This is a genomic window from Pseudomonas mediterranea CFBP 5447, assembly GCF_000774145.1.
GTDB classification, from domain to species: domain Bacteria; phylum Pseudomonadota; class Gammaproteobacteria; order Pseudomonadales; family Pseudomonadaceae; genus Aquipseudomonas; species Aquipseudomonas mediterranea.
Genome location: NZ_KN322985.1, coordinates 137,872 through 155,521, shown reverse-complemented (window position 1 = coordinate 155,521; position 17,650 = coordinate 137,872). Strand labels below are relative to the sequence as shown.

Below are 17,650 nucleotides of genomic sequence, written 5' to 3'. Positions count from 1 at the left end.
CCTATGTGGGCGCGAGCTTGCTCGCGATGGCGGTGCGTCAGCTTGCGGATGCGTGACTGATATACCGCTATCGCGAGCAGGCTCGCTCCCACAAGGGGGCCGTGGAGCCTGTGAGAATGGGCATGCCATCAAATTGAGAGCACGAGATCTAGACCATGAGCGACTCCGGCCGCGCCGATGCCCTGTTAGCCAATCTGCCTCGCGCTGGCCGTGGCCGGCTCAAAGTCTTTCTGGGCGCGGCACCGGGTGTCGGCAAGACCTACGCCATGTTGCAAGCGGCCCACACCCAATTGCGGCAGAACGTGAAGGTCATCGCCGGCGTGGTGGAGACACACGGTCGAGCCGAAACCGAAGCACTGCTCGGCGGCCTGGTGCAGCAGCCTTTGGTGCGTTCCCAATACCGGGGCGTGATGCTCGAGGAAATGGACCTCGACGGTCTGCTCGCCGCCCGGCCAAGCCTGGTGCTGGTGGACGAACTGGCCCACAGCAATGCCCCCGGCAGTCGCCACGCCAAGCGCTGGCAGGACATCCAGGAGCTGCTTGCCGCCGGCATCGATGTCTACACCACCGTCAATGTCCAGCACCTGGAAAGCCTCAATGACCAGGTGCGCGGCATCACCGGGGTGCAGGTTCGCGAAACGCTGCCGGATTGGGTTCTGCAGGAAGCCGATGAACTGCTGCTGATCGACCTGCCGCCCCGTGAACTGCTGGAGCGCCTGCGCGATGGCAAGGTCTATGTGCCGGAGCAGGCCCGCGCGGCAATCGATGCTTTCTTCACCCAGACCAACCTGACGGCCCTGCGTGAGCTGGCGATGCAGACTGCCGCCGCGCAAGTGGACAACGATCTGACGCTGGGCTATCGACAACTGGGGCAGGCCGCCCCGGTGGTGCGGGGTCGGCTACTGGTGGGGGTGGACGGCGACGCCCAGGCCGAGCGCCTGGTGCGCCATGCCAGCCGCGTCGCCCAGCGCCGGCACCTGCCGTGGAGCCTGGTGCATGTGGACAACGGTGGTGCCCGGGACGAGTCCGCGCGCCAGCGCCTGCAAAACGCCCAGCAATTGGCGGAACGTCTTGGCGGTGAAGTGGTACTGCTGCGGGCCGGTGAAGTGGCCAGGACCCTGGTCCAGCATGCCATCGAACGTCGGGCCACTCTGCTCTTGGTAGGGCAGTCCCGACCGCGCCTGCGCAGGCGATGGTTCGGCGGCGGCCTGGCCTCACGCTTGTTGCGTGATGCCCGGGGGCTGGAGATCAACGTACTGGACAGTGATGAACAATTGCGCCCCGCCCGCGTTCACTCAAGCCGCGTCCAGACCGGTTTCGACTACGTGTTGGCGTTGCTGGCGACCGGGGCGGCCAGTGCATTGGCCTGGGGCATTGCGGGGCTGCTGGAGTTGCCCAATATCTCCCTGGTGTTTCTGATGGCGGTCCTGCTGGTGGCGGTGCGCAGCAGTCTCGGCCCGGCGTTGGCCTGTGCGGCAATGTCGTTCCTGGCCTACGACTTTCTGTTCATCCCGCCGAACTTTTCCCTCACCATCCAGCGCGACGAAGACGTGCTGACGCTGGTGTTCTTCCTGCTGATGGCGGCCCTGACCGGCAACCTCGCTGCCCGCCAGCGCCGGCAGTTGCAGGCGCTACGTGACACCCAGCAGGAAACTGGCGAACTGCTCGATCTGTCCCGCAAGCTCACGGCTGCCACCGACCGCCAGGCGGTGATCAGCGCCGCTACGCAGCACTTCAATGGCTGGCACGACTTGCAACTGTGCCTGCTCAATCGAGATGGCCAGAGTGGCTGGAAGATCGAGACCGCCGAGCCGCTGACGTTCGCCGAGGCCGAACGCGCGGCGGCCGACTGGGCCTGGCAACACGACCAGCCGGCCGGCGCCGGGACCGGGACGCTGCCGTCCGGGCGCTGGTGGTGGTGGCCGTTGTCGGTGGAAGGTGGACCGCTGGCGTTGCTGGGCGTGCGTTCGAAAGACGACAGCCCCTTGAGCGGCCAACGTCGGCGCTGGTTGGCGGCCCTCAGCCGGCCTCTGGCCCAGGCGCTGGCCCGGGCGCAACTGGCTCAGGACCTCGAAGCGGCGCGCTTGCACGGCGAGACCGAGCAACTGCGCAGCGCCTTGCTGGCCTCGGTGTCCCACGATCTGCGCACGCCGCTGACCGCCATGCGTGGCAGCATCGACAGCCTGTTGGCGCTGGGTGAGGCGATCCCGCTGGCGGATCGTCGCGAATTGCTCGAAGGCACCCGCGATGAGGCCGAGCGTCTGGACCGCTACATCCAGAACCTGCTGGACATGACCCGTCTCGGCCACGGTGCCCTGAAACTGGCGCGGGACTGGGTGGCGCCGGCCGATATCGTCGGCAGCGCGTTGAACCGCCTAAGGGCGGTGCTGGCGCCGCTGATGGTCAGCGTCGAGGTACCTGACCCATTGCCATTGCTGCATGTCCACGCGGCACTGATCGAACAGGCCCTGGTGAATGTACTGGAAAATGCCGCGCGTTTTTCGCCGGCTCACGGGCGCCTGTCGCTGAGCGCCGACACGACGGACAGTGAAGTGTTTTTTGCCGTGGCCGATGAAGGGCCGGGAATTCCTGAACCCGAGCGGGAGAAAATCTTCGACATGTTCTACACCGCAGCGCGCGGTGATCGGGGCGGGCAGGGGACGGGGTTGGGGCTGGCGATCTGTCAGGGCATGGTGGGCGCCCATGGCGGACGGATCAGCGTGGGCGACGGTCTCGATGGCCGCGGCACTTGCATCACCCTGCACCTGCCATTGCAAGCACAACCGGGCATGGATGATGAAGCCTGAGCCGGGCTACGTTACTCTCTGCCATTGATTTTCAGTGAACGGAACCCATGAGCCAGACCGCGACCCTCCTGGTTATCGATGATGAGCCGCAGATCCGCAAATTCCTGCGCATCAGCCTGGCCTCCCAGGGCTACAAGGTGCTCGAGGCCGGTACGGGGGCCGATGGCCTGGCCCAGGCGGCATTGAACAAGCCCGATCTGCTGGTGCTCGACCTCGGCCTGCCGGACATGGATGGCCAACAGGTGTTGTGCGAGTTCCGCCAATGGTCGACGGTGCCGGTGCTGGTGCTATCGGTACGGGCCAGCGAAGCGCAGAAAGTCGAGGCGCTGGACAACGGCGCCAATGATTACGTGACCAAGCCGTTCGGCATCCAGGAATTCCTGGCCAGGGTCCGCGCCCTCTTGCGCCAGGCGCCGGCCGGAGAGGCGCGGGAAGCGGCGCTGACGCTGGGGCCGCTGACGGTGGACCTGGCTTATCGCCGGGTGCTGCTGGATGGCAGCGAAGTGGCCCTGACCCGCAAGGAATACGCCGTGCTGGCGCAACTGGCGCGGCACCCCGGACGGGTCATCACCCAGCAGCAATTGCTCAAGGACATCTGGGGCCCGACCCACACCGAGGACAGCCACTATCTGCGCATCGTGGTCGGCCACCTGCGGCAAAAACTGGCCGACGATCCGACCCGTCCACGGTTCATTGTGACCGAGGCGGGGGTGGGGTATCGGTTGTTGGGAGAGGGTGGGCTTTAGTTCTTCTTCGCCAGGGCGATTGCCTTCGCGAGCAGGCTCGCTCCCACATTGGACGAGCGGTGTCCACAAACAGGTGTCTTGCCTCGATCCAAATGTGGGAGCGAGCCTGCTCGCGATGAGGCCCTGACACCCGCTGAAAGAATCTCAGCTCCGTTCACTCTCATACCGATCCAAAGTATCGCTGGCAATCTCCCGCCCCAAGGCGATCAACTCCGGCGCCTTGTAGAACTCGAAGAATCGGCACACCCGTTTCGGCACGTTGATCAGTACGTCCGGGGGATACCCGGCGATCTTGTATTGGGCCAATGAGGTCTGCATCACTTCGAAACTCTGGTTGATCAAATCCAGTAACGAGGCCGGGCCGACGTTATCGATGATGAACGAACCGGTGGCGGACTTCGGTGCGCCTTCAGTCTCCGGCGCGGCGGCCGGTTGTTGGCCTTCGGGTTCGACGGATTCGAGCCAGGGGTTGATGTCGGCGGCCTCGGCTTTCAACGCTTCCTGCTCCAGCAATAACAATTGCTCGGCCTGCTTGCGCCGAAACGGCAACTTCGAGCCCAGGGAACTGATGAGGTTGTCGAATCGGCTCCGGAATGCGGCGGGACGTGGAATCACTGGCAGGCTGTACTGTCGCTGGTTGGTGGCGTTGAGGTTGACCGCGATGATCAGATCACAGTGGCTGGACACCACCGGCACGATCGGCAGCGGATTGAGCAGGCCACCGTCCACCAGCATGCGGTTGCCTTGCATCACTGGCGTGAACAGGCTGGGAATCGCCGCCGAGGCGCGCATCGCCTGATGCAGGCAACCTTCCTGGAACCAGATTTCCTGTTGGTTGGTCAGGTCCGTGGCCACGGCGGTGTAGGGAATGCGCAAGTCTTCGATGTTGAGTTCGCCGACGATCTTGCGGATCTGTCCGAAAACTTTTTCACCGCGGATCGCACCGAGGCGAAAACTGACATCCACCAGCCGCAAAACGTCCAGGTAATCCAGGCTTTCGATCCAATTGCGATAATCCCGGAGCTTGCCGGCGGCATAGATGCCACCCACTACGGCCCCCATCGAGCAACCGGCGATGCAGGCGATGTCGTAGCCGCGCCGTTCTATTTCCTCGATCACTCCGATATGGGCGTAGCCCCGGGCGCCGCCCGAACCCAGTACCAATGCGACACGTTTTGTCATGACCCGGCCTCTTGTCGAACAGACTTCAACAATGCACTTATCGAGCGCCCGGCTCAATCGTTGTGGCACGGGCGTCGTTTTCTGACACGCAGGTGTGACATTTTTGTATGCTCGCCCACACTTGAATTAAGGCGGTCGGGCCAAGGCACTTTTCGCCTTTGCGACCGTCTTACCAGCACGACTGTTTGACCTGACTGAGGTGTAATGATGAAAGCCCGGAACTGCCTGCCCCTGGTAGCATCCCTGATGGTTCTGGCCCTGGCCGGTTGCGCAGGCAAAACAGCTTATCGTGACAGCTGCGGTAGCCAGCTCGATGCCGCGTGGCATGAACTGGACCTCGCCAAGGCCGAAGGTTTTGCCGGTACTGTCAGCTACTCCAAGGCCCTGTCGCTGCTGACGGGTGCCAAGACCCAGCAGCAATTCGAAGCGTTCGAAGGCTGCTCCAAAAAGGCCGAGAAGGCGCGCTTCTACATCCGCGAGTCCCGTGCGGGACGATAAAAGCAGCGGCAAGTTGTCGGCGACAAGCTGCAAGAGAGAAGCACGCGACACGCCTCTCTTGCAGCTTGAAGCTTGAGGCTTGCAACTGGGTACGGAGTACGTCCCATGATCGATCGGCTGGTGGCCCGGATACTGGGCCTGGAAGTCCGCCTGTTGGCCTGCCAGGCCCGCCTGAACGCCCATACCGACAGCGAAGCGCTGCATGACCTGCGGACCACGGTTCGCCGTTTGCGCAGCCTGCTGCGCCCGTTACGCGGCTTGCCGGGTGTCGAACAGCTGGAAACAGCCGCTTCGGCAGTCGGCACCCTGACTACACCATTGCGTGACCGGGAAGTGTTGGCGGCCTATCTGGAGGAGCACGGCAATACCGACGCGGCACAACGGCGCCGGCTGCAGATGGCCGACGCCTATCCAGCCGTGGCCGCGAGCCGGGAGGTGACGCAACTGTTGATGATCCTCGACGCATTTCCGCGCTTCATTCGCGCTGCCCAGCGTCAGGGCCTGCTCAAGGGGTTGCGCAAACGCATCGAAAAGCGTCTGGACAAACAGTGGAAAAAACTCGGTGAAGCGTTGCGTGATCCGGCCCATGACCGCCACCGGTTGCGGCTGCTGATCAAGCGCGTGCGCTATGCGATCGAAGCCTACCCGGAACTCGATCGCCTGCCGGAAGCGGCCATGCCACGACTCAAGTCCGCCCAAGGCGCCCTGGGCGATTGGCATGACTGCTGGCAATGGCTGGCCCGCGCCGAACAGGAACATGACCTGCAACCCTGCGTGCCGGTCTGGCGCACTACCATGACCCTGGCCGAAGCCAAGGCTGACAAGGTCCTCGATAAGTTGATTGCCAGCTGCTTTCACAAATCCTGAACTCCACACCTATCCCCCTGTGGGAGCGAGCCTGCTCGCGATAGCGCCGGGTCAACGTGCATCCATGTTGCCTGCCCCTCCGCCATCGCGAGCAGGCTCGCTCCCACAATAGTCTTTCGGTGGATTCCAACGTGGCGGCCTATCTGTCAGCCTCTTTGGCCGGAATGAGCGCTGTGTCGCTGATCCCGGCTGGTTAAGATTCCTTCATCTTTTTCCCATGCTTTCGAGGTTGCCATGCGCTTTTCCGATTTGATCGAGGCTGTGCGTCGTCAGCCAGATGCCGTGACCATCGCGCCTGAATGGGGTCAAGGACGCGCTACTTTTGGCGGGCTGGTGGCGGCACTGCAGTATGAGGCGATGCGTGCACAGGTGCCGGCGGACCGTCCGGTGCGCTCCCTGGCGATTACCTTCGTCGGCCCGGTCGAACCGGACGTGCCCGTCAGCTTTGAAGTCGAAGTGCTGCGTGAAGGCAAGGCGGTCAGTCAGGTGCAGGGGCGTGCGGTGCAGAACGGCCAGGTGGTGACCGTGGTGCAAGGCAGCTTCGGTGCATCACGTTCCTCCGTAGTGGCGGTGCAGGCCGATCCCGCACCAGAGTTCAAAAGCGTCGAGCACTGCCAGGAGCTACCATACATCAAGGGTGGTACGCCGGAGTTCATGCGGCATCTGGCGATGTGCTGGAGTGTCGGTGGCCTGCCGTTCACCGGCAATAAATCCCGCAGCATGGGCGGCTGGGTACGGTTGCGTGGGGACGTGAAGGAAGAGCCGCTCAATGAAGCCCACATCCTCGCGCTGGTGGATGCCTGGCCACCCGCGCTGTTGCCTCATCTGACACAAATGGCGCCGGGCAGTACGCTCACCTGGACCATCGAATTCGTCCAGCCGGTGCTGGCGCTGACGACGTTGGACTGGTGCAAGTACCTGGCCGAGATCGAGCACGCCCAGGACGGCTACGGTCACGTCGCCGCGAAGTTCTGGAGCGCCGATGGCCGCCTGATCGCCATGAGCCGGCAGACGGTGACGATTTTCGGCTGAGGTACGTGGGCGCTCAGTGAGGTTGACGCAACAATCCCAGCGAGGCGAATACCGCGATGATGCCAATGCTGATGTCCGCCAGGTTCAGGTTGAGCGCGCCCGAGACGATCAGCAACGACGCGATGATGAGCAAGGGCACGGCGATCAGCTGCAACCCCAGATGGGTCGGGTTGAAGGCGCGCCATTGCCAGCCTGCAAGGGGGAAGTGAGGTTTGTGCATGATGCGGTTCCTTATTCCTGACATCGATTGATACAAGAATAGGCGCGGCGGGGTGGGGCGGCGAATCGCGGTTGGCTATGGATGCGATAGGTGACCATGACTGTGGAGGTGAGAGTTACTTTTGTGGCGAGGGGATTTATCCCCGTTGGGGGGCGAAGCGCCCCTCTCAAAAGCAGCCTTCATAAGACTTGAAACTTTGGTCAGCTGTATTGGGGTCGCTGTGCGACCCAGCGGGGATAAATCCCCTCGCCACAAGGGAAGCGCAGTCGAGGCCTCCCGCACGCAGTTCTAAAGCTTGAGCTGCCCGATCGCCTTGCTCAGTTCGCCCGCCAGGGTCGCCAGTTCATGACTAGTGGTAGCCGAGTCCACGGTCTGGCGCACGGTGTTTTCGGTCACGTCGCGAATGCCCACCACTGCCCGGTTCATTTCCTCGGCCACCTGGCTTTGTTGCTCGGCGGCGACGGCGATCTGCGTGTTGCTCTCGCGCATCTGGGCCACCGCTCCGGTGATCTGCGCCAGTGCCTCGCCGGCTTCGCGGGCCTGCTGTACGCAATCGTCGGCCTTGTAGGAGCTTTCCTGCATGAAGTCCACCGCGTCCTGGGTGCCCGCCTGCAGGGCTGACACCATGGTGGTGATTTCATCCGTGGAGATCTGCACCCGTTTGGCGAGGTTGCGTACCTCGTCGGCCACCACGGCAAACCCCCGTCCCATTTCCCCGGCCCGCGCCGCTTCGATGGCGGCGTTGAGAGCCAACAGGTTGGTCTGCTCCGCGATGCTGTGGATCACGCTGACCACGCTGTTGATCTTTTGACTGTCTTCGGCCAGGCGCTGGATCATTTCGGCGGTCTGCTGCACCCCGGAGGACAGGCCGGTAATTGACTGCTCCACCCGATTGACCACCTCGCGGCCATTGCCGGCCAGGGTGTCGGCGGCTTTCGACAGGTCGCGAGTGGCGCCGGCATGTTGGGCGATGTGATACACCGTGGCGGACATCTCATTGATCGCCGTCGCCGCCTGATCGGTTTCGCTCTGCTGCCCAAGCATGCCGTGGCGAACCTCGCTCATGCTCGAAGCCAATCGTGCCGCGCCACTGTCCAGTTGGCGGGCGGTGCTGGCCACGGTATCGACCACCCGTTGATAACCGGCCTGCATGGCGTTGAATGCGGCGGCCATCTGGCCTACTTCATCCTCGCAGGCCAGGGGCACGCGGGCGGACAGATCGCCGGTTTTCTCCACATGCAGCATCACGTCCTTCAGGGTGTTGAGCTGGCTCAACAGGAAGCGGATCAACAGCTGCGACGCGCCCAGCATGGCCAGCATCAATACGAATACCGCCACGGCGTATTGGCCGAAACGCTCGCCGAATACCTGACTCAGGCTTGCACCCTGGGCCAGGATGGCAAGTTGTTGGCCGTTGCCGCGTTGGATGACTTCAGCGCCCAGCAACGGCTGATGACCGACGAGCGGCTTGGGATCCAGATCGACCCAGCCCTGCGCCTGCGCCAGGGAAGGCAACGACTGAGCGTTGAACGTGGGCGCCTGGCCTTGCTGGAAAGCCAGCAGGTTGTCGGCCTTGGGCAGCGCTTGCCCGGCCGGCCAGGTGCTGAACAGGCGCGCCTGGGCCTGGGCATTCTCCCGGGCCGCCTGATTGCGGGCCTGTTGTTCGAGTTGCACCGCATAGAGCACGAGCAGCAAGGTGGTCACGAACGCGACCGCATTGACCGCCCAGAATTTGTATTTCAATGAGATATTGCTAAGCCAGGCACCCATGGAAGGTCTTCTCTGATAGCGGAAACAGTTTTGGCAAGGTGCCATTATTCTGCCGCTATTTCGGAGGCTGGAGTTTTGATGTGGGTCAACAGAGCTGATGGCTGGCCAGAAGCTTTTGTAGAAGGGCCCCCGTGGGAGCGAGCCTGCTCGCGATAGCGGTGGGTCAGTCACCTATCTGCAAGCTGACTAACCGCCATCGCGAGCAGGCTCGCTCCCACAAGGGATCTGGGTTCAGGAGATCGTGGGCAACCCGAAGAAGGCCCGCGCGCATGCTGTGCTGTGTGCCGCCAGGTCATCCTGGGTTTCGCCCCGATGCAAGGCGATTTCCCGCAAGACTTCCGTCAGGTAGGCCGGCTCGTTGCGACCGTTCTTGGGTTTGGGACGCAAGGTGCGGGGCAGCAGGTAGGGAGCATCGCTTTCGAGCATCAGCCGCCCGCGAGGGATCTCGCGTACCAACGGATGCAAATGCGTGCCCCGGCGTTCATCGCAGATCCAGCCGGTGATGCCGATGTGCAGGTCCAGGTCGAGGTAGTTGAACAGCGCCTTCTTCTCGCCGGTAAAGCAATGCACCACAGCCGCCGGCAGACGGTCGCGGAAATCCCGCAGGATCTCCAACAAGCGCTGGTCGGCGTCGCGTTCGTGCAGAAAGACCGGAAGCTGCAGCTCTGCCGCCAGGGCGAGGTGTTCTTCCAGGACCTTCTCCTGTTGTGGGCGAGGGGCGAAGTCCCGGTTGAAATCCAGTCCGCATTCTCCCACCGCACGGACGCGGTTTTGCTTCAGCAGGTCCTTGAGGTGCCGGGCGCTGTCGGCGGTCCAGTCGCTGGCGCTGTGGGGATGGATGCCGGCGGTGGAGAACAGGCGTTCGCCGCTCTCATCCAGCTGTTGACAGAGTTCAAGCGCCTGTTCGCTGCCCTCGATGCTGGTGCCGGTCAATACCAATTGGCACACCCCCGCTTCATAGGCGCGCTCAAGCACCGCCTGGTGTTTGTCAGCGAAACTGGGGTTGGTCAGGTTGACGCCGATATCGATGAGTTGCATGGTGCTACCTCGGCCCAAAGGCCGGAAAGCATATCAGAGCTGTAGATTTATAAGAAAAGCCAAGAACTACAACGAGTTGAGGCTGTCTGTTGAGGCCACGAGACAGGTCGGGTTGGTATAAAAGCCATCGCTGTGCCAGTCTTGCGCACTTTTCAGCGCCCCAGGTGCTCTGTTTCTGTCGACCCAAGCCTCTTTTTTTCAGGAAGGCGGGGGCGCGGTATTCCTTCCGGAGAGTGGATGACACGTCCCCAGGTGTTGCTACTGCTGTGTTGCTCACTGTTGCTGCCGATGCCGGCCGAGGCGCGGCTGCCCGGGCCCGTGCAGGCGGTGGCGCCAGGGACGGTGCGCGACTTGGCGCAGATCCGCAGCAGTCGCGTACTGAAAGTATTGGTCAACCAAAGCCGCAACAGCTCCGGGGAAGTCCAGGGGCAACCCATCGGTGTCGAATATCATCGTTTGCGGGCATTCGAACAATACCTCAACGGTCATGCCCGGGATGGCCAGGAAATCACCCTCAAGATCATTCCCAAGGCCAAGGACCAATTGCTCGGTGCCCTGCAGCGAGGAGAGGGCGACCTTGTCGCGCCGGGCGAATTGCTCGAGCCCCTGGCCAGTCACGCGGTCAGTGCCAGCGATCCGATTCGCAGCGGCGTGCCGCTGATGCTGGTGGGCATCAAGGGGGAGAAACGCTACACCCGGGTGGAACAGCTGTCCGGCAAGACCCTGGCCTTGCCCAATGGCAGTGCGGCGGGGGAGGCGGTGGGCCAGATCAATCAGAAGCTGGCGCTGCTCAAGTTATCGCCGGTGAAGATCGAATGGGTCGACCCCACCCTGGCGGTGGAGGATGTGCTGGAAATGGTCCAGGGCGGGATTTTCCATCTGACCATTGTCGAGCAACCCATCGCCGAGCGCTGGGGCAAGATCCTGCCCAAGCTGCGTTTCGATCGGCAGTTGCTGATCGGTGACCCGGATAACGAACATTGGTTCGTTCGCCGCGACGCCGCCATGCTGCGAGCGAGCATCAACGGCTTCCTGACGACCTACAAGGCACCCTCCAACGAGGACGCGGCTTTCCTGCGCATCTACCGCCGTTTGTACCAGGTTCATTATCCGCTGGCCCGGGCCGACCGCCAGCGGCTGGAGAAGCTGCGCCCGGTGCTGCAAAAACATGCCGAGGCCCAGGATATGGACTGGCTCAACCTGGCGGCCCTGGCCTTCAAGGAGTCCGCCCTGCTACCCAGCGCCCGCAGCGGTAGCGGCCCCACCGGGCTGATGCAGATCACGCCGGCGGCGGCCCAGCGGGTCGGGGTTGGCAACATTCAGAACCTGGACGCCAATGTCCAGGCCGGTGCGAAGTATCTGGCCATGATTCGCCGCAAGTTTTTCTCAAGTCCCAAGCTCAACGAGCGCGAACGCATGGCTTTTGTGCTGGCCGCCTACAACATGGGGCCCGAGCGCGTCCAGGGCATGCGTGCCGAGGCCCGGCGGCGGGGATTGAATCCCAACCAGTGGTTTTTCCAGGTCGAACGCATTGCCATGGAGCAGGTAGGAATGGGCGCCGTCAGCTACGTTAATAGTGTGAACAAATATTATCTGGCGTTTGATCGGGAGCGGGAGTCGTTGGAACCGAAGGAGCAAAAGGTTGCACTGCGCAAGTGATCGAATAAATAGATTTGTATGGCGCATTTTTTGCGCTTTTCATATGAATTTAACTGATTAATATGGCGCCCCATCCCACACATTCCAAGGAAATGAACCTATGAGCTCCTTCATCAACAAAATCCTGTCTACCCGTGCCGGCTTCGGCCTGACCGTCCTGCGCATCGCAGTCGGTGTCATCTTCGCGGCTCACGGCTCGCAGAAGCTCTTTGGTCTGTTCGGTGGCTACGGGCTGGCGGGTACCGCGCAGTGGATGGAAAGCATCGGCCTGACACCCGGCTACGTAATGGCCACATTGGCCGGTGGCACCGAGTTTTTTGCCGGGCTGGCATTGATCGTGGGCCTGCTGGCTCGTCCGGCGGCGCTGGGGCTGGCCTTCCTCTCCCTGGTGGCCATTTTTTCCGTGCACATCGGCAACGGCCTGTTCATGGCGAACAATGGTTATGAATTTGCCCTGGCGTTGCTGGCCGCGAGTATTGCGGTGTTGATCGAGGGCGCCGGCAAGCTGTCGATTGATCGCGCCATCGCCGGCTGATCACCGAGTCGAACCCTCGAAGGCCCGTCTGGTACGGGCCTTTTTTGTGGCTGCAGATTCTTGACACTGGCCCGTCGGCTTCTCTAGGATGCTGCTCATGCGCCGATTTAAACAGCTACTTGCGGGGCGCCAGGTGACTCATCCAGTCATCGTGAGAAGCTTGGAACAGGCTTCGAAATACCGCTAAAGCGCTGGTTCGGTGTTGCCTCTCACCTGCCATGCAGACTTTTTGAGGCAGAGACACGACACGATGAATGCACCCAGCCCCCTTGTACGTCTTGCGCCGATCACGGCGAGTCTTCAACGCAATCCAAAAATCCTCTTGGGCGGTACCCATCAGCCAACGCTGTTGCGTTATCTCGATGGCTGGCCGCGTCGCAGCCACGGGCCCGCTGCGTTCCTGATCCAGTTTGTCGAAGATGGCGAGTCCCTGGCACGTTTCGCCAACGACAGTTTCGATCTGGCGGTCATTCAATCACCCAGCGCGGCGGATGCTCCTGAAATGATCCGGCAGTTGACCCGTGTGGCGCGGCAAGGGCTGATCACTCGACGTTGAGGCTGTCTGCCTTGGCCATTGCCCTTATTCCGTTGGCGTGCATGCAGTTGAATACAATTCGGCTGCGGGTCGACCAATCGGTATTGATGATGTGGAAGCGCTGGATATAACTGTTGCTGTTCCTGGACTCGAACCACTCATCTATCTTTCCACTGAAGTCGTCGGGAAGATGAAAGGGCAGCACGTATTTGGCGCATTGTATCGAGCGCAATACGAAGTCAGGTTTCTTCCTGGCGGATTGTTCATCCATGAATGTCTTCAAGGCTGCGGTAGTGTTCAGGTTCTGGCCGCTCCATTGATGCTCCACGCCTTTCCAGTACTTGGCCCTCACGCGATGATTGTAGGCAATGACCACGGTCCTCTCCGGGCGATGAGTCCATATATCTCCCAGCGTTGAACGCCGCCAGTTGCGGGGGACCAGCCGTTGTCCGATTTTCGAGTCGATCAGGCTGTGCAATTCCCGGTGGATGGCTCGGTTGAAATGCTTGAACTTATGGAAGTTCAAGATAACGATTTCCCTTGCCCTCGCGGCCTTGTGTTCGGGGTCATCGTAAAACTCATTCAATGGTGCCAGAACGTCACCGCCCACCGTGCGTCCGGAGGAGGTGAGGTGAAACAGTTGGAAGCGCTTGTCGCTGCCGACGGAGGCATTGGCGGAGAACTCCACGCGCAGGTCGAGCACGCGAAAGCCTGCCAGGATCTGTTCGATGATCGGTACGTCCTGGGTTTTTTCCTGAGGCAGTGTAGGGTTTGGGGCTTTTTTGTCCGCGCCGGAGTCATGGGTGCCGGGCAGAATCAGTTCGTCGATGCGCAGTTTGTATAACTGAGGGGTGTTGTACATCCAGCAGTCCAATCCATGGTGGGTAGCCTTCATGATTATTCATCCTTGAATAATGTTCTGAGCGAAAGGCGCGAGGCAGCGCGCGCCGTTCATTCTGCGCAGCGCTGTCATCTTGTCAAAGGATCAAGTTTGCTGGGATGTTTCGAGGCGGAGGGGCTTTATCAGCGGGTCATGGATAAGTGATGTCCACGATATAGACCAGTTTCTCGCCTGTCGGTGTCAGCACCCTGACTTCAGCGTCCAGTGCCTTGCCAATCAGTGCCCGCGCCAGCGGCGAGTCGATGCTGATCAGGTTCTGCTTCAAGTCCAGTTCATCAGGCCCGACGATGCGATAGCGAGCCTCGTTACCGTCCTCGTCCTCGACCGTGACCCAGGCGCCGAAATACACCTTGTTCGGGTCGCTGGGTTTTTCACTGACGACTTTGAGTGCTTCGAGGCGCTTGGTGAGGAAGCGGACGCGGCTGTCGATTTCCCGCAGCATTTTCTTGCCGTAGGTGTATTCGGCATTCTCCGAACGATCCCCCTGGGCCGCCGCCTCGCTGACCGCCTGGGTCACTTGAGGGCGGCGCACATGCCAAAGCTCGTGGAACTCGGCGCGCATCCGCGCCTCGCCCTCGGGGGTGATCAGCGCGGTGCCAGCGGTGCGAGGTGGGCGATAACGGCTCATGGCAATTTCTTGTGATGGTGAGGACGGAAGTCTATCAACCCTCGCGCAACACTGTCAGCGGGCTGGCGTTGAGCGCCCGCCGGGTGCCGAACACCCCCGCCGCACCGATCAGCAAAGCGCCTACCAGCGGCAACATCAATAACCATGGATGCGGATGCCAGGGCAGATCGAAGGCAAAGCGGTAGAGCACCAGGCTGACCAGTTCCGAGCCCAGGGCCGCCAGCAACCCGCTGACCGCACCCAACAGGCCGAATTCGATGCGACGGGCCTTGACCAGCAGGGGGCGCTCCGCCCCCAGGGCCCGCAGCAGCGCGCCTTGGCGAATCCGTTCATCAAGGGTGGCCTGCAGTCCGGAGAACAGCACCGCCATGCCCGCCGCCAGCACAAACAGCAGCACATACTCCACGGCCAGGGTCACCTGGGCCAGGATGCTGCGCAGTTGTTGCAGCAAGGCTTCGACCTGCAGGATCGTCACGGCCGGGAAGGCCCGGGCCAGGTCGACAATCTGCTGGTCGTGACCGGCGGCCAGGTAGAAGCTGGTGAGGTAGGTGGCCGGCAAGTCCTTCAGGGTGCCGGGTTGGAAGATCATGAAGAAGTTGGGTTGGAAGTTGTCCCAGTTGATCTCCCGCAGGCTGGTGACCTTCGCTTCGCGGTTGACGCCACCCACGCTGAACACCAGCCGGTCGCCCAGCTTGATCTGCAGGTTCTCGGCCACTTTGCCTTCCACCGACACCCCTGGTATATCGTCCGGCGGCTGCTGCGGCCACCAGTTCCCGGCGGTGACGACGTTACCTTCCGGCAGGTCCGCGGCCCAGGTCAGGCTCAGGTCGCGTTGCAGTGCGCGGTCCCCGGCCGAGTCCTTGGTGACGAACTCCCTGGCCGGTTCGCCGTTGATGCTGATGAGCCGCCCCGGCACCACGGGATAGAGCGGGGCCGATTGCGCCGACAACTGCAACAGCTTGTCGGTGAAGGCCTGCTTGTCATTGGGCAGGATGTTCAGGGCGAAGTAGTTGGGAGCATTTTTCGGCAGCTGGTTCTGCCAGGTGTCCAGCAACTCGCCGCGCAACAGTGCGATCAAGGCCATGGACAACAGGATCAGGCCGAATGCCAATGCCTGGCCTGCGGCGGCGAGGGGGTGGCGCAACAGCTGGCCGAGCCCCAGCCGCCAGGGCAGGGACGCACGGGCAAGCATCCGACGCAGGCTTTGAAGCAGCAGCAACAGCAGGCCGCCGAGCACCAGCGCGGCGACGACACCGCCGCCGAGCAGGGCGAAGGTCAGCACCAGGTCCAGGCTCAGGCGCCACATGATCAGGCCAAGGGCACCCAGCGCGGCACCATAGACCACCCAGGTACTGGAAGGGATGGGCAGCATGTCCCGGCGCAATACGCGCAATGGCGGCACCCGCCCCAACGCGGCCAGGGGCGGCAGGGCGAACCCCGCCAGCGCCACCAGCCCGGTGCCGATCCCGGCGATGGCCGGCAACAGGCCGCCCGGCGGTACCGTGGCGGGGAGCAGGTCATGCAGCAGGGCGAACAGTCCCAACTGGGCGATCCAGCCGAGCAGGGCGCCGCTGAGACTCGCCAGCAGGCCCAGTACCGTCAGTTGCAGGCTGAACAGCAGCATGGTTTCCCGACGTGACAGGCCCAGGCAGCGCAACAGTGCACTGGCATCGAAGCGCCGGGTGGCGAAACGATTGGCGGAGAGCGCCACCGCGACGCCGGACAACAGCACCGCCACCAGGCTGGCCATGTTCAGGTAGCGCTCGGCCTTGCCCAGGGCGCCACCGATCTGCCGGTTGCCGTCGCGGGCATCTTGCAGGCGCTGGTTGGCTTCCAGGCCCGGCTTGATCAGGTCGCGATAGGTTTGCAGGGCGGATGCCGGGCCTCGCCAGAGGTCGCGATAGCTGACGCGGCTGCCCGGCTGCACCACGCCGGTGGCTTCCAGATCCTTGAGGTTGATCATGACCCGGGGCGTGAGGCTGTAGAAATTGCCGGCGCGATCCGGCTCGTAGGTCAGCACCCGGCTCAGGCGCAAGGTGGTGTTGCCGACGTCGATGCTGTCGCCGATCTTCAGGTCCAGTGCTGTCAGCAGCCGGGCTTCGACCCACGCCTCGCCCGGGTTCGGTCGTCCGCCGGGCTCTTCCGGGGCAAAGGGGGAAGGGGCGCTCTTCAGCTCGCCGCGCAGCGGGTAGAGGTCGTCGGCAGCCTTGACGCTGGAAAGCTGGATGCCGTTGTCGGTGGCGACGACGCTGGAAAACTCCACCACACGGGCATGCTCCAGGCCCAGCTCGGTGCCGCTGCGGATCTGCTCGGGACGGGCAGGCGAACTGCCTTCGAGCAGCAGGTCCGCGCCGAGGAATTCGGTAGCGCGCAGCATCATCGCGCCGTTGAGCCGGGCGCCGAAATAGCCGATGGCGGTACTGGCCGCCACGGCGACCAGCAAGGCGAAAAACAACACGCGCAACTCGCCGGCGCGGGCGTCGCGCAGCAATTGACGGACAGCGAGACTGAACAGGCGCAACAGCGGCAAGCGTGCCATCAAGGCTCCAGGGGCGCGACCATCTGGCCGGCTTCAAGTCGGATCAGGCGCCGGCAGCGATGGGCCAGGCGTTCGTCGTGGGTGACCAGCACCAGGGTCGTACCGCTTTCCTTGTTCAGTTCGAACAAGAGATCGCTGATGCGCTCGCCGGTGTGGCTGTCGAGGTTGCCGGTGGGTTCGTCGGCAAAGAGCACATCGGGCTCGGCGGCGAAGGCACGGGCAATTGCCACGCGCTGCTGCTCGCCACCGGAGAGCTGGCGAGGCGAGTGGGTCAGGCGCTGACCCAGGCCGACCCGTTGCAACAGTTCCGTGGCGCGTTCGCGGGCATCCTTGCGACCGTCCAGTTCCAGCGGCAGCATGACGTTTTCCAGCGCATTGAGGCTGTCGAGCAGTTGGAACGACTGGAAGACGAAGCCGACATGCTCGGCGCGGATCCGCGCCCGCTGGTCTTCATCCAGTGCGCTGAGGGCCTGCCCGGCGAGGGTCACTTCACCGCCGCTGGGCAGGTCCAGGCCGGCCAGCAGGCCCAGTAGGGTGGATTTGCCGGAACCGGACGCGCCGACAATGGCCAGGCTGTCGCCCTTGTTCAGTTCCAGGCTGAGTTCGTGCAGGATGGTCAGTTCACCTTCCGCGCTGGGAACCACTTTGCTAAGGTCCTTCGCGGTGAGAATGCTTGAGCCCATGGAGAATCCG

General features: G+C 62.7%; 16 protein-coding genes. 8 read left to right on the top strand and 8 right to left on the bottom strand.

Features of this window, described 5'->3' with window-relative positions; all coding sequences use genetic code 11:
* The first annotated feature begins 155 nt into the window (after positions 1–155).
* Complete coding sequence (locus N005_RS12980) at positions 156–2,807, top strand: sensor histidine kinase (protein ID WP_047701561.1); 2,652 nt, start codon at positions 156–158, stop codon at positions 2,805–2,807.
* A gap of 47 nt (positions 2,808–2,854) precedes the next feature.
* The gene (locus tag N005_RS12975) at positions 2,855–3,553 is read left to right on the top strand and encodes a response regulator (RefSeq protein WP_047701560.1); all 699 of its coding nucleotides are present in this window, start codon (positions 2,855–2,857) and stop codon (positions 3,551–3,553) included.
* A 144-nt stretch (positions 3,554–3,697) separates the two neighbouring features.
* On the opposite strand, the gene N005_RS12970 is transcribed toward N005_RS12975, so the two are convergent.
* Positions 3,698–4,735 carry a patatin-like phospholipase family protein gene (locus N005_RS12970; RefSeq protein WP_047701559.1) on the bottom strand — a complete coding sequence of 346 codons (1,038 nt, stop codon included), beginning with the start codon at positions 4,733–4,735 and terminating at the stop codon, positions 3,698–3,700.
* Positions 4,736–4,942: 207 nt separating this feature from the next.
* Between N005_RS12970 and N005_RS12965 the strand changes: the two genes are divergently transcribed.
* The 3 genes from N005_RS12965 to N005_RS12955 all read left to right on the top strand — a co-directional run bounded on the left by N005_RS12965 (position 4,943) and on the right by N005_RS12955 (position 7,132).
* Positions 4,943–5,233, top strand: a complete 291-nt coding sequence (locus N005_RS12965) for a hypothetical protein (RefSeq protein WP_047702214.1) — start codon at positions 4,943–4,945, stop codon at positions 5,231–5,233.
* 105 nt (positions 5,234–5,338) lie between these two features.
* Positions 5,339–6,100: a CHAD domain-containing protein gene (locus N005_RS12960; protein ID WP_047701558.1), complete on the top strand. Its 762-nt coding sequence runs from the start codon at positions 5,339–5,341 to the stop codon at positions 6,098–6,100.
* A 234-nt stretch (positions 6,101–6,334) separates the two neighbouring features.
* Entirely contained in the window at positions 6,335–7,132 is a 798-nt protein-coding gene (locus tag N005_RS12955) for an acyl-CoA thioesterase (protein ID WP_047701557.1), read from the top strand.
* A 13-nt stretch (positions 7,133–7,145) separates the two neighbouring features.
* Here N005_RS12955 and N005_RS12950 read toward each other — a convergent pair whose 3' ends face one another.
* The 3 genes from N005_RS12950 to N005_RS12940 form a co-directional block, all read right to left on the bottom strand.
* The gene (locus N005_RS12950) at positions 7,146–7,352 is read right to left on the bottom strand and encodes a hypothetical protein (protein WP_052126390.1); all 207 of its coding nucleotides are present in this window, start codon (positions 7,350–7,352) and stop codon (positions 7,146–7,148) included.
* A gap of 288 nt (positions 7,353–7,640) precedes the next feature.
* Entirely contained in the window at positions 7,641–9,122 is a 1,482-nt protein-coding gene (locus tag N005_RS12945; protein WP_047701556.1) for a methyl-accepting chemotaxis protein, read from the bottom strand.
* Positions 9,123–9,353: 231 nt separating this feature from the next.
* Positions 9,354–10,160: a TatD family hydrolase gene (locus tag N005_RS12940; RefSeq protein ID WP_047701555.1), complete on the bottom strand. Its 807-nt coding sequence runs from the start codon at positions 10,158–10,160 to the stop codon at positions 9,354–9,356.
* Between the two features lie 237 nt (positions 10,161–10,397).
* Here N005_RS12940 and N005_RS12935 point away from each other — a divergent pair, with 237 nt between their 5' ends.
* The 3 genes from N005_RS12935 (at position 10,398) to N005_RS12925 (ending at position 12,910) form a co-directional block, all read left to right on the top strand.
* Positions 10,398–11,819, top strand: a complete 1,422-nt coding sequence (locus N005_RS12935; RefSeq protein ID WP_047701554.1) for an MltF family protein — start codon at positions 10,398–10,400, stop codon at positions 11,817–11,819.
* A gap of 100 nt (positions 11,820–11,919) precedes the next feature.
* Positions 11,920–12,354 (top strand): DoxX family protein, encoded by a 435-nt coding sequence (locus N005_RS12930; RefSeq protein ID WP_047701553.1) that lies wholly within the window; start codon positions 11,920–11,922, stop codon positions 12,352–12,354.
* Positions 12,355–12,604: 250 nt separating this feature from the next.
* Complete coding sequence (locus N005_RS12925; protein WP_047701552.1) at positions 12,605–12,910, top strand: hypothetical protein; 306 nt, start codon at positions 12,605–12,607, stop codon at positions 12,908–12,910.
* On the opposite strand, the gene N005_RS12920 is transcribed toward N005_RS12925, so the two are convergent.
* The 4 genes from N005_RS12920 to N005_RS12905 all read right to left on the bottom strand — a co-directional run bounded on the left by N005_RS12920 (position 12,897) and on the right by N005_RS12905 (position 17,640).
* Positions 12,897–13,784 (bottom strand): PI-PLC domain-containing protein, encoded by an 888-nt coding sequence (locus N005_RS12920; protein ID WP_047701551.1) that lies wholly within the window; start codon positions 13,782–13,784, stop codon positions 12,897–12,899. The two genes, N005_RS12925 and N005_RS12920, sit on opposite strands and share 14 nt — an antisense overlap.
* A 136-nt stretch (positions 13,785–13,920) precedes the next feature.
* Complete coding sequence (gene greB / locus N005_RS12915; RefSeq protein WP_047701550.1) at positions 13,921–14,418, bottom strand: transcription elongation factor GreB; 498 nt, start codon at positions 14,416–14,418, stop codon at positions 13,921–13,923.
* 34 nt (positions 14,419–14,452) lie between these two features.
* A complete protein-coding gene (locus tag N005_RS12910; RefSeq protein WP_047701549.1) occupies positions 14,453–16,957 on the bottom strand; it encodes an ABC transporter permease in 2,505 nt (834 codons plus the stop codon).
* Positions 16,957–17,640, bottom strand: a complete 684-nt coding sequence (locus N005_RS12905; RefSeq protein WP_047701548.1) for an ABC transporter ATP-binding protein — start codon at positions 17,638–17,640, stop codon at positions 16,957–16,959. The genes N005_RS12910 and N005_RS12905 overlap by 1 nt, the downstream gene beginning before the upstream one ends.
* Positions 17,641–17,650 lie beyond the last annotated feature (10 nt).

Coding starts and splice junctions, on each gene's coding strand:
- N005_RS12925 (WP_047701552.1), top strand. CDS start 12,605: ATGAATGCACCCAGCCCCCTTGTACGTCTTGCGCCGATCACGGCGAGT.
- N005_RS12965 (WP_047702214.1), top strand. CDS start 4,943: ATGAAAGCCCGGAACTGCCTGCCCCTGGTAGCATCCCTGATGGTTCTG.
- N005_RS12980 (WP_047701561.1), top strand. CDS start 156: ATGAGCGACTCCGGCCGCGCCGATGCCCTGTTAGCCAATCTGCCTCGC.
- N005_RS12960 (WP_047701558.1), top strand. CDS start 5,339: ATGATCGATCGGCTGGTGGCCCGGATACTGGGCCTGGAAGTCCGCCTG.
- greB (WP_047701550.1), bottom strand. CDS start 14,418: ATGAGCCGTTATCGCCCACCTCGCACCGCTGGCACCGCGCTGATCACC.
- N005_RS12975 (WP_047701560.1), top strand. CDS start 2,855: ATGAGCCAGACCGCGACCCTCCTGGTTATCGATGATGAGCCGCAGATC.
- N005_RS12955 (WP_047701557.1), top strand. CDS start 6,335: ATGCGCTTTTCCGATTTGATCGAGGCTGTGCGTCGTCAGCCAGATGCC.
- N005_RS12970 (WP_047701559.1), bottom strand. CDS start 4,735: ATGACAAAACGTGTCGCATTGGTACTGGGTTCGGGCGGCGCCCGGGGC.
- N005_RS12945 (WP_047701556.1), bottom strand. CDS start 9,122: ATGGGTGCCTGGCTTAGCAATATCTCATTGAAATACAAATTCTGGGCG.
- N005_RS12920 (WP_047701551.1), bottom strand. CDS start 13,784: ATGAAGGCTACCCACCATGGATTGGACTGCTGGATGTACAACACCCCT.
- N005_RS12905 (WP_047701548.1), bottom strand. CDS start 17,640: ATGGGCTCAAGCATTCTCACCGCGAAGGACCTTAGCAAAGTGGTTCCC.
- N005_RS12910 (WP_047701549.1), bottom strand. CDS start 16,957: ATGGCACGCTTGCCGCTGTTGCGCCTGTTCAGTCTCGCTGTCCGTCAA.
- N005_RS12940 (WP_047701555.1), bottom strand. CDS start 10,160: ATGCAACTCATCGATATCGGCGTCAACCTGACCAACCCCAGTTTCGCT.
- N005_RS12950 (WP_052126390.1), bottom strand. CDS start 7,352: ATGCACAAACCTCACTTCCCCCTTGCAGGCTGGCAATGGCGCGCCTTC.
- N005_RS12935 (WP_047701554.1), top strand. CDS start 10,398: ATGACACGTCCCCAGGTGTTGCTACTGCTGTGTTGCTCACTGTTGCTG.
- N005_RS12930 (WP_047701553.1), top strand. CDS start 11,920: ATGAGCTCCTTCATCAACAAAATCCTGTCTACCCGTGCCGGCTTCGGC.